The 9,938-nt window shown below is 72.7% G+C and carries 9 protein-coding genes; 7 read left to right on the top strand and 2 right to left on the bottom strand.

The genetic code is table 11. The features are described 5' to 3' along the window. The 3 genes from ACE3Q2_RS07715 to ACE3Q2_RS07725 form a co-directional block, all read left to right on the top strand. The coding region (locus ACE3Q2_RS07715; RefSeq protein WP_374473621.1) for a response regulator at positions 1–2,897 on the top strand (2,897 nt) is incomplete at its 5' end. Continuing rightward, the gene (locus ACE3Q2_RS07720) at positions 2,890–4,617 is read left to right on the top strand and encodes a chemotaxis protein CheB (protein ID WP_374473622.1); all 1,728 of its coding nucleotides are present in this window, start codon (positions 2,890–2,892) and stop codon (positions 4,615–4,617) included. The genes ACE3Q2_RS07715 and ACE3Q2_RS07720, both read left to right, overlap by 8 nt. A 22-nt stretch (positions 4,618–4,639) precedes the next feature. Then, a complete protein-coding gene (locus tag ACE3Q2_RS07725) occupies positions 4,640–5,119 on the top strand; it encodes a chemotaxis protein CheW (RefSeq protein ID WP_231697750.1) in 480 nt (159 codons plus the stop codon). A 4-nt stretch (positions 5,120–5,123) separates the two neighbouring features. On the opposite strand, the gene ACE3Q2_RS07730 is transcribed toward ACE3Q2_RS07725, so the two are convergent. Both ACE3Q2_RS07730 and bioA read right to left on the bottom strand, forming a co-directional pair. Beyond that, positions 5,124–5,858, bottom strand: a complete 735-nt coding sequence (locus ACE3Q2_RS07730) for a 16S rRNA (uracil(1498)-N(3))-methyltransferase (protein WP_231697751.1) — start codon at positions 5,856–5,858, stop codon at positions 5,124–5,126. Further along, the gene (gene bioA, locus ACE3Q2_RS07735) at positions 5,855–7,249 is read right to left on the bottom strand and encodes an adenosylmethionine--8-amino-7-oxononanoate transaminase (RefSeq protein WP_374473623.1); all 1,395 of its coding nucleotides are present in this window, start codon (positions 7,247–7,249) and stop codon (positions 5,855–5,857) included. Before bioA ends, ACE3Q2_RS07730 begins: the two co-directional genes overlap by 4 nt. Positions 7,250–7,324: 75 nt before the next feature. Between bioA and nudE the strand changes: the two genes are divergently transcribed. The 4 genes from nudE to ACE3Q2_RS07755 are packed head-to-tail and all read left to right on the top strand — an operon-like array spanning position 7,325 to position 9,837. Further along, complete coding sequence (gene nudE / locus ACE3Q2_RS07740; protein ID WP_374473624.1) at positions 7,325–7,870, top strand: ADP compounds hydrolase NudE; 546 nt, start codon at positions 7,325–7,327, stop codon at positions 7,868–7,870. Further along, a complete protein-coding gene (cysQ, locus tag ACE3Q2_RS07745) occupies positions 7,867–8,667 on the top strand; it encodes a 3'(2'),5'-bisphosphate nucleotidase CysQ (protein ID WP_374473625.1) in 801 nt (266 codons plus the stop codon). The genes nudE and cysQ overlap by 4 nt, the downstream gene beginning before the upstream one ends. Further along, on the top strand, positions 8,660–9,478 hold the full coding sequence (gene mazG, locus ACE3Q2_RS07750; RefSeq protein WP_374473626.1) for a nucleoside triphosphate pyrophosphohydrolase: 819 nt from the start codon (positions 8,660–8,662) through the stop codon (positions 9,476–9,478). The genes cysQ and mazG overlap by 8 nt, the downstream gene beginning before the upstream one ends. A gap of 53 nt (positions 9,479–9,531) precedes the next feature. Further along, on the top strand, positions 9,532–9,837 hold the full coding sequence (locus tag ACE3Q2_RS07755; protein WP_374473627.1) for an Mpo1-like protein: 306 nt from the start codon (positions 9,532–9,534) through the stop codon (positions 9,835–9,837). Positions 9,838–9,938 lie beyond the last annotated feature (101 nt).

Below are 9,938 nucleotides of genomic sequence, written 5' to 3' on the forward strand. Positions count from 1 at the left end.
CCGAAGCTGCTGCCGCCGAAGCTGCTGCCGCCGAAGCTGCTGCCGCCGAAGCTGCCGCCGCCGAAGCTGCCGCCGCCGAAGCTGCCGCCGCCGAAGCTGCCGCCGCCGAAGCTGCCGCCGCCGAGTCCGGCCCGGCTGATGATTTCTACGGCATGTCGCTCGAGGAACTCGAGGCGCTCACGTCGCCCGACGCCCCCGTCGCCGCCGTGCCCGCGGAACCGGCCATCGAGGCTTTCGCCGCCGACGAGTTCGCCATCGGGGAAGCCGCTGCGGAAGCGCCGGTGTCCGAAGAGCCCGTCATGGAGGAGCCGGTCGCGGAAGAGGCGATCGCCGAAGAACCTGTCGTCGAAGAGCCCGTCGCCGAAGAGGCCATGGCCGAGGCGCCTGCCGAGGCCGAATCCGCGCCGGGCCTGGCCGCCGTCGCCTCGCTGGTCCCGCTCGCTGTTGACCCCGAAGACCCGGACGCCGCGCTCGACACCAGCGACCTCGACGTCGACCTGCTCGACATCTTCCTGGAGGAGTCGGGCGACCTGCTCGACCACTCCGACGGCCTGCTGGCCAGCCTGCGCGACAACCCCAACGACCGCGAACTCGTGGTCGGCCTGCAGCGCGACCTGCACACGCTCAAGGGTGGCGCCCGCATGGCGGGCATCTTCCCGGTGGGCGAACTGGGCCACGCCATGGAGTCCCTGCTCGAGGTGGTGGCCGAAGGCCGCCGCGAACTCGACCAGACCGGCGTGGTGGTGCTCGAGCGCGCCTTCGACCGCCTGCACGTCATGGTCACCCGCGTCGGCGAGCGCAAGGCCATCGCGCTGCCGGCCAACCTGATCGGCCAGATCGACGCCCTCGCCAAGGGCCAGCCGCTGGCCGCCGGCGAAGCCGCCCCGGCCGCCGCCGCCGCGCCCCGCGCCCCGGCCACCGAAACCGCGCTCGACCGCAAGGCCGCCGCCGCCGAGGAAGCCGCCGCCGCGCGCGCCGTGCCCGCCTACACCGGTGCCGGCCTGGCCCCGCTGTCGGCGCCCATCGAAGGCCTGGGAGACGAGGAAGAGGGCGGTGGCGTGCGCGCCCCGCAGGAGCAGGTGCGCATCCGCGCCGACCTGCTCGACCGCCTCGTCAACTACGCCGGCGAGGTCGCCATCTACCGCGCCCGCCTCGAGCAGCAGCTCGGCGCGTTCCGCAGCAACCTCGGCGAACTCGGCCAGACCACCACCCGCCTGCGCGAACAGCTGCGCAAGCTCGACATCGAGACCGAGGCGCAGATCATCGCGCGCTACCAGCGCGAGGGCGACACCAGCGAGGAGACCTTCGATCCGCTGGAGCTCGACCGCTTCACCACCCAGCAGCAGCTGTCGCGTTCGCTGTCGGAATCCGCGGCCGACCTGACCTCGCTGCAGGGTTCGCTCGACGACCTCGTGCGCCAGTACGAAACCCTGCTGCTGCAGCAGTCGCGCGTCAGCTCGGACCTGCAGGAAGGCCTCATGCGCACGCGCATGGTGCCCTTCGACGCGCTGGTTCCGCGCCTGCGCCGCGTGCTGCGCCAGTCGGGCAGCGAAACCGGCAAGCAGGTCAACCTCAAGGTCGACGGCGCCAGCGGCGAAATGGACCGCAACGTGCTCGACCGCATGACCGCGCCGCTGGAGCACATGCTCCGCAACGCCGTCGCGCACGGCCTCGAGGCCCCGGCCGACCGCCGCAAGGCCGGCAAGCCGGAGGAGGGCACCGTCCGCATCCAGGTGATGCGCGAAGGTTCCGAAGTGGTGCTCAAGGTCAGCGACGACGGCCGCGGCCTGGACAAGGAAGCGATCCGCCGCAAGGCCATCGAGCGCGGCCTGCTCAAGGCCGACGCCGAGGTCTCCGACCAGGCCCTGTACGGCTTCATCCTCGAGACCGGCTTCTCCACCGCCGCCTCGGTGAGCCGCCTGGCCGGCCGCGGCGTCGGCATGGACGTGGTGTACAGCGAAATCCGCCAGCTCGGCGGCACGCTGATCATCGACTCCGAGGCCGGCAAGGGTTCGGTGTTCACCGTCCGCCTGCCGTTCACCCTGGCGGTCACCCAGGCCGTGTTCGTCAAGATCGGCGACACCAGCTTCGCGGTGCCCATCGCCTCGGTGCAGGGCGTGGGCCGCATCTCGCGCCAGGAGCTCGACAAGCAGCTGGCCGGCGAGAACCCGAGCTTCACCTACGCCGGCGAGTCCTATGCCATCCACGACCTGGGCCGCCTGATCGGGCACGCCCCGGCCAAGGCCCAGGACAGCCTGCAGATGCCGCTGCTGCTGGCCCGCTCGGGCGACCTGCGCGCCGCCATCTGCATCGACCAGGTGCTGGGCAGCAAGGAAATCGTGGTCAAGCCGGTGGGCCCGCAGGTCAACTCGATCCCGGGCATCTTCGGCGCCACCATCATGGGCGACGGCCGCGTGGTGGTGATCCTCGACGTCGCGCCGCTGGTGCGCCGCCAGGCCACCACCGACCGCGAGGCGGAGCTGGCCGCGGCCGCGCCGGCCGTGGTGGCCCGCCGCATCCCGGCGGTGATGGTGGTGGACGACTCGATCACCATGCGCAAGGTCACCGGTCGCGTGCTGGAACGCCACAACTTCGAGGTGCTCACCGCGAAGGACGGCGTGGACGCCATCGAGAAGATGGCCGAGCGCGTGCCCGACCTGATGCTGCTCGACATCGAGATGCCGCGCATGGACGGCTACGAGCTGGCCCAGAACATGAAGTCGGACCCGCGCCTGAAGGACGTGCCGATCATCATGATCACCTCGCGCACCGGCGACAAACACCGCCAGCGCGCCTTCGACATCGGCGTGAACCGCTACCTCGGCAAGCCCTACCAGGAAGTCGAGCTGATGCGGAACGTGTTCGAGATGCTGGGCATGGAGCCGGTCAATGGCTGAGTCCGCGGTCCGCGTCGCCCTGCTGGCGCGCCCGGGTGACGCGCGCGACCAGCTGCGCCGTGCCCTGGCCGAACTCGGCGCCGAACTGGTGGCCGAAGGCGACCCGGGCGAACTCGACCCGGCCACCGTCGCCGGCCATTCGCCCTCGGTGGTGCTGGTGAGCCTGGAGCCGGCCATCGAGGACGCGCTCGATCGCTTCGGCGACCTGTTCGCCACGCCCGGCGTCGAGGTCATGTTCGACGACGCCGAAGTCACCCGCCAGCTCGACGGCTGGGACCTGGCCCGCTGGGCCCGCCACCTGGCCGCCAAGCTGGTCGGCGGCGACCTGCTGCCGCCCGTGCCCGGCGACGCCGACGCCCTGCCGGAGATGGACCTGGCGCTCGAGCCCGGCGCCCCGCCCACGCCCGCCGAGGTGATGGCGAACGAAAAGCTCGAGGACTACGCCGCCGAATCGCTCGACCTCTCCGAGTGGGTGCCGACCCAGCCCTCGCTGGCCGACGAGCCCCAGCCGGAAGCCGCCGCCGCGCCCGCGCCGGTGGAAGAAGAGGTGATCGACCTCGAGCTCGACATCGGCGACCTCGAACAGGCCCTGGGCCGCATCGGCGCCGACGTGGGCACCGAGCCGCGTGCCCCGGCCGAGCCCGCCGAAGACCTGGAGTTCGACGCCAGCGTGCTCGACATCGACCTCTCCGCGCTGCCCGAGGAGGGCGCGCGCATGGTGGTGGCCAACGAGCCCGCGCTCGACATCGAGGAGCCGCTGCTCGCCGACGTGGCGCTCAGCGACGAACCCGTCAGCTTCTCCAGCTTCAGTGAAGACGAGGTGGCCACGGCCGCGCACCTCGACGACGACGTCGCGGCGCTGGCCGCGCAGCTCGAGGCCTTCGAGGCCAACGACCAGCGCGAAACCGCCCGCGAACCCGACTTCACCCTGGCCTTCGACGCCAAGGACGCCCCGGCCGCCACGCCGGCGGCCAGCCCGGCCAGCCCGGCCAGCCCGGCCAGCGCCGGCCCCGCCGCCGCGCCCCGGCCGGCCGGCGGCGGCTTTGGTTTCGGCAGCCTCGAACTGGTGCCCATGGACGGCGACGCGCCGGAGCCGGAGCCGGTCACCGTGGCCTTTGTTCCGCCTTCGTCGGCGGCGCTCGACCGCGGCAACAACCTGAAGCTGGCCGACGAAGACGCCAAGCCCTCCCAGTCGATCACCAGTGGTGCGCTGCTGGTGCTCGCCGGCCTCGGTGGCCCCGACGCCGTGCGCCAGCTGCTGGCCGGCCTGCCGCCGACGCTGCCGGTGCCGGTGCTGCTGTACCAGCACCTCGACACCGGCAAGCACGACCGCCTGGTCGACCAGCTCGCCAAGGCCAGCCAGCTGCCGCTCGATCTCGCGGTCGCGGGCAAGCTGGCCTTCCCGGGCCGCGTGGCCGTGCTGGTGCCCGGCCTCGGCGCCTGCCACGACGGCGGCAACCTGCAGTTCACCGCCGGCGGCAGCCTGGCCGACGTGGTGGCCTCGCTGCCCCCCGCCGAGAGCGGCGTGCTGGTGCTCAGCGGCGCCGACCCGGCGCTGGTGCCCGCCGTGCTGCAGCTGATGGCCGACGGTGGCCTGGTGCTCGCCCAGGACCCCGCCGCCTGTTTCGACCCCACCGCCGCCGACGCCGTCCAGCGCGCCGGCGCCACCGCTGCCAGCCCGGCCGACCTGGCCGCGCGCGTGTCGCAGCGCTGGCACTGAACCCCGTTTTCCGGAGGCAAGCATGAACGCCCAGCAGCGTGACATCCGCGGCGTGTTGATCTCGGTGACCGGCGGCCGCCTGTTGCTGCCCAACGCCAGCGTCGCCGAGGTCATCACCTATTCCGACCCGGAAGTGGTCGCCAATGCGCCCGACTGGCTGCTCGGCCGCGTGCGCTGGCGCGGTTGGCGCCTGCCGCTGCTGTCGTTCTCGCGCCTGGCCGGCTGGTCGGCCGAGGACGGCCAGATGGGCGCCAAGGTGGCCGTGCTCAAGGCGCTGGGCAACAACCCCAAGCTGCCGTTCTTCGCCGTGCTGTCGCAGGGCTTCCCGCGCCTGGTCACGGTGTCGGCCCCGGCGCTGCACGAGTCGCACGAGATGAAGGACCTGCCGCTGGGCGTGCACGCCCGCGTGACCCTCAACGACGACCCGGCGGTGGTGCCCGACCTGCTCAGCGTCGAGCTGCTGATCCAGAAGGCCCTCGACCAGGCCCAGGCCGCCGCCTGAGCCCCTAGGCCAAATCGCCGTAAAGGGCCTGCAGGGCGGCGATCGCCGCCAGGCCCGCGGTCTCGGTGCGCAGGATGCGCGGCCCCAGCCGCAGCCCGCGGAAGCCCGCCGCATGCAGCGTGGCGCGGTCGCGGTCCGACAGCCCGCCCTCCGGCCCCACCGCCAGCGCCACCGTCGCGCCCGGCGCCAGCGCCAGGTCGGGCAGGCAGAGCTCGCCCGCGGGGTCGAGCATCAGCTTCACCTGCGCCGTTTCCGCCGCCGCATAGGCCGCCAGCGACACCGGCTCGGCCAGCCGCGGCAGGCGCGCGCGCCCGCTCTGCTCGCAGGCGGCGGCCAGGATGCCGTGCCAGTGCGCCATGCGCTTGGCGGCGCGCTCGGCGTCGAGCTTCACCTCGGTGCGCTCGGTGTTCATTGGCGCGATGGCCGCCACGCCCAGTTCGGTGGCCTTCTGCAGCACCAGGTCCATCTTCTCGCCGCGGGCCACGCCCTGGGCCAGGGTGAGCGCCAGCGGCGACTCGTTCGCCACCGCCGAGGCCGACAGCACCTGCGCCTCGGCGCCGCGCTTGCCCAGCGACACCAGGCGCGCCGCGTAGTCGTGGCCGTCGCCGTTGAACAGCACCACCGCGTCGCCCACGCCCAGGCGCAGCACGCGCACCAGGTGGCCGCTGGCGAGCTCGGACAGGGTGACGGTGGCGCCGGGCGACAGCGGCGCGTCCACGAAGCTGCGGATGGTCCTCATGGCGCCATCGCCTCGTCGATGGCCGAGGCGGTGACCGCGGCCAGGTGGGTCAGTTCCTCTTCGCCGACGCAGTAGGGCGGCATCCAGTACAGGCTGTCGCCCAGCGGGCGCAGCACCACGCCGCGTTCGAGGGCGTGGCGGTAGGCGCGCAGGCCGGCGCGGCCGGCGATCTCCACCGCGGTGCCGTCCTCGCCGCTGGCGGCGCGGGTCTCGATGGCCAGGATCATGCCGGTCTGGCGCACCTGCGCCACCCGCGGGTGCGCGGCCAGTGGCGCGGCCAGTTCGGCCATGCGCGCGGCGGTGCGGCGGTTGCGCGCGAGCACGTCGTCCTCGGTGAAGATCGCCAGCGAGGCCAGCGCCGCCGCGCAGGCCAGCGGGTTGCCGCTGTAGCTGTGCGAATGCAGGAAGGCGCGCTCGCGCGAGTCGTCCAGGAAGGCCTCGTACACGTGGTCGGTGGTGAGCACGGCCGACAGCGGCATGAATCCGCCGGTCAGGCCCTTGGACAGGCACAGAAAGTCGGGCGCGATGCCGGCCTGCTCGCAGGCGAACAGCGTACCGGTGCGGCCGAAGCCGACGGCGATCTCGTCGGCGATCAGGTGCACCCCGTGCGCGTCGCAGAGCTCGCGCGCGCGCCGCAGGTAGGCCGGGTGGAACATGCGCATGCCGCCGGCGCACTGCACCAGCGGCTCGAGGATCAGCGCGCTGATCTCGCCAGGGTGCGCCTCGAAGATGGCCTGCAGCTGGTCGGCCCGGCGCAGCGCGCAGGCTTCGGCCGACTCGCCCGGCGCGGCTTCGAAGGCATCGGGCGAGGGCGCGAACAGCGGCTGCAGCAGCAGCGGGGCGTACACGCGCCGGTAGAGCGGGATGTCGCCCATCGACAGCGCGCCCAGGGTTTCGCCGTGGTAGCTGCCCGTGAGCGCCACGAAGCGCGTGCGCCGGCCGTCGCCGCGGTTGGCGTGGCTGTGGAAGCTCATCTTCAGCGCCACTTCGATCGCCGCCGAGCCGTTGTCGGCGTAGAACACCTTGGCCAGCGGCGCGCGGCCGGCCTGGCGCGGCGCCACCGCCAGCAGGGCCTCGGCCAGGCGCAGGCCCGGCTCGTGCGAGAAGCCCGCGTAGATCACGTGCTCGAGCTCGTGGGCCTGGGCGGCGATGGCGGCGGCGATGCGCGGCTCGGCGTGGCCGAACAGGTTGGTCCACCAGCTGCTCACGGCGTCGAGGTAGCGGCGGCCGTCCACGCCCTCCAGCCAGGCCCCGCGGCCGCGGCGGATGGGCACCAGGGGCAGGGTGCCCGGGTGCTCCTTCATCTGGGTGCAGGGGTGCCAGACCACGGCCAGGTCGCGGTCGCGCCAGGCCCCGGCGTCGTTCGGGAGGGGTTCGGGGGCGTTGCTCATGCGCAGATGATCCGTGCCACGGCCGGCCCTGTCCACGCCGGGACGGCGGGCGGGGGCAGCCGCTAGAATCGGGCCATGCGCCGACTTCCCACCATCCACGCCCGCGAGGAGCAGCCGCTGGACGGCGGCCGCCGCGAAATCCTGCACCTGGAGTTCAGCAATGGCGAACGCCGGCGCTACGAGCGCCTCGTCAGCGGCGGCCACGGCTCGGTCATCATCGCCGCCGTGCCCGAGCCCGGCACCGTGCTGCTGGTGCGCGAATACGCCGCCGGCACCCATCGCTACGAGCTGGGCCTGCCCAAGGGCCGCATGGACGCCGGCGAAAGCATCGAGGACGCCGCCAACCGCGAGCTCAAGGAGGAAGTGGGCATGGGCGCGCGCAGGCTCACCGTGCTGCGGCAGATCACGCTGGCGCCCACCTACATGAACCACCAGATCCACCTGGTGCTGGCCGAAGACCTCTATCCCGAGCGCCTGCCCGGCGACGAGCCCGAGGAGCTCGAGGTCGTGCCCTGGAAGTTCGACGCCCTGCACGAGCTGATGCTGCGCGAGGACTGCTCGGAGGGGCGTTCGCTGGCCGCGCTGTTCATCGTGCGCGAACTGCTGGCGCGGCGCGCATGACGGCCCTGCGCGAGGCCTGCATCGGCCTGGCCCGGGAGGCCGGCGCGGCCATCCTGGCGGTGTATGCCCAGGACTTTTCGGTCGAGACCAAGGACGACGATTCCCCGCTCACCCAGGCCGACCTGGCCTCGCACCGCATCATCGTGGCGGGCCTGCGCGCGCTGGCGCCGGAGATCCCGGTGCTCAGCGAGGAAGACGCCGGCATCCCCTGGGAAACCCGCCGCCAGTGGCCGCGGCACTGGCTGGTGGACCCGCTCGACGGCACCCGCGAATTCGTGAAGAAGAACGGCGAATTCACCGTCAACATCGCGCTCGTCGAAGACGGCCGGCCGGTGCTGGGCGTGGTGTACGCGCCGGTGTTCGACTACCTGCTGCACGCCGAACGCGGCGTCGGCGCCTTCCTGCGCCAGGGCGGCGAGGACATCGCGCTGTGCACGCGCCGGCCCGCCACCGCGCCGCTGCGCGTGGCCGCCAGCCGCTCGCACCTCGACGCCCGCACCGCCGCCGCGCTCGAGCGCATGGGCGACACCGAGCGCCACGGCCTGGGCTCGTCGCTGAAGTTCTGCCGCATCGCCGAAGGCTGCATCGACGTCTACCCGCGTTTCGGCCCCACCAGCGAATGGGACACCGCCGCGGCCCAGTGCGTGCTCGAAGCCGCCGGCGGCGCCGTGCTGCGGCTCGACGGCACGCCGCTGGACTACAACCGCAAGGACAACATCCTCAACCCCGACTTCATCGCGCTCGGCGACGCCGACCTGCCGTGGCGCGACTGGCTTGGCGAGGCCGCGCATGGCTGAGATCGACGAACTGCTGGCCATCATGGCCCGCCTGCGCGACCCGGAGCGCGGCTGCCCCTGGGACGTGAAGCAGGACTTTTCCACGATCGCGCCCTACACCATCGAGGAAGCCTACGAGGTGGCCGACGCCATCCAGCGCGGCGACATGGCCGACCTGCGCGACGAGCTCGGCGACCTGCTGCTGCAGGTGGTCTTCCACGCCCGCATGGCGGAAGAGGCTGGCCATTTCGCCTTCGCCGACGTGGCCGTGGCCATCAACGACAAGATGATCCGCCGCCATCCGCACGTGTTCGGCGACGCCGCCAGCCAGGCCGACGCCGAGGCGCAGCTGGCCAACTGGGAAGAGCTCAAGCGCCGCGAGCGCGAGGCCAGCGGCGTGGCCGACACCAGCGTGCTGGCCGGCATCGCCCGCGGCCTGCCGGAATGGCAGCGCGCGGTGAAGCTGCAGAAGCGCGCCGCCACGCTGGGCTTCGACTGGCCCGGCCCCGAGCCGGTGATCGCCAAGCTGCACGAGGAAATCGAGGAAGTGCGCGCCGAATTCGACGCCGTCGCGGCCGACCCGGCCGACGCCGCCGCGCGCGACCGGCTCGAGGACGAACTGGGCGACGTGCTGTTCGTGGTGGCCAACCTCACCCGCCACGCCAAGGTGGATTTCGGCGCCGCGCTGCGCCGCGCCAACGCCAAGTTCGAGCGGCGCTTCCGGCGCATGGAGCAGCTGGCGGCGGAGGAGGGCGTAGCCCTGGCGGACCTGCCGCTGGAGGCCCAAGACGCCTACTGGAACCGCGCCAAGGCCGAGGAAAAGGGCGCTTGACGCCACCACGACGCACCTGCGGCACAATGCCGGCACCACCGGGGGACGCCACCATGAGCCAGGGTTTTTCCAGCTTCGCCGAGTTCTACCCGTTCTACCTGGGGGAACACGCCAACCGCACCTGCCGCCGCCTGCACTTCGTGGGCAGCTGCATCGCGCTGGGCTTCGCGGCGGCGGCGCTGGTGACGCTCAACGCCTGGTGGCTGCTGGGCGCGCTGGTCAGCGGCTACGCCTTCGCCTGGGTCGGCCACTTCTTCTTCGAACACAACAAGCCGGCCACCTTCAAGCACCCGTTCTATTCGTTCGCGGGCGACTGGGTCATGTTCAAGGACATGCTCACCGGCAAGATCCGCTTCTGAGCCCGCGCCCCCCTGTAGGAGCGGGGTGCAGCCCCCACCGCGTTGCGGGGAGCGTGGCGGGGGTAGCCCGGGGGTGTGGGGGGTTGGGCGCGGGGTTGGGG

The sequence above is a fragment of the Arenimonas sp. genome (assembly GCF_041913985.1).
Taxonomy (GTDB): Bacteria; Pseudomonadota; Gammaproteobacteria; order Xanthomonadales; family Xanthomonadaceae; genus Arenimonas.

Coding starts and splice junctions, on each gene's coding strand:
- ACE3Q2_RS07720 (WP_374473622.1), top strand. CDS start 2,890: ATGGCTGAGTCCGCGGTCCGCGTCGCCCTGCTGGCGCGCCCGGGTGAC.
- ACE3Q2_RS07725 (WP_231697750.1), top strand. CDS start 4,640: ATGAACGCCCAGCAGCGTGACATCCGCGGCGTGTTGATCTCGGTGACC.
- ACE3Q2_RS07730 (WP_231697751.1), bottom strand. CDS start 5,858: ATGAGGACCATCCGCAGCTTCGTGGACGCGCCGCTGTCGCCCGGCGCC.
- bioA (WP_374473623.1), bottom strand. CDS start 7,249: ATGAGCAACGCCCCCGAACCCCTCCCGAACGACGCCGGGGCCTGGCGC.
- nudE (WP_374473624.1), top strand. CDS start 7,325: ATGCGCCGACTTCCCACCATCCACGCCCGCGAGGAGCAGCCGCTGGAC.
- cysQ (WP_374473625.1), top strand. CDS start 7,867: ATGACGGCCCTGCGCGAGGCCTGCATCGGCCTGGCCCGGGAGGCCGGC.
- mazG (WP_374473626.1), top strand. CDS start 8,660: ATGGCTGAGATCGACGAACTGCTGGCCATCATGGCCCGCCTGCGCGAC.
- ACE3Q2_RS07755 (WP_374473627.1), top strand. CDS start 9,532: ATGAGCCAGGGTTTTTCCAGCTTCGCCGAGTTCTACCCGTTCTACCTG.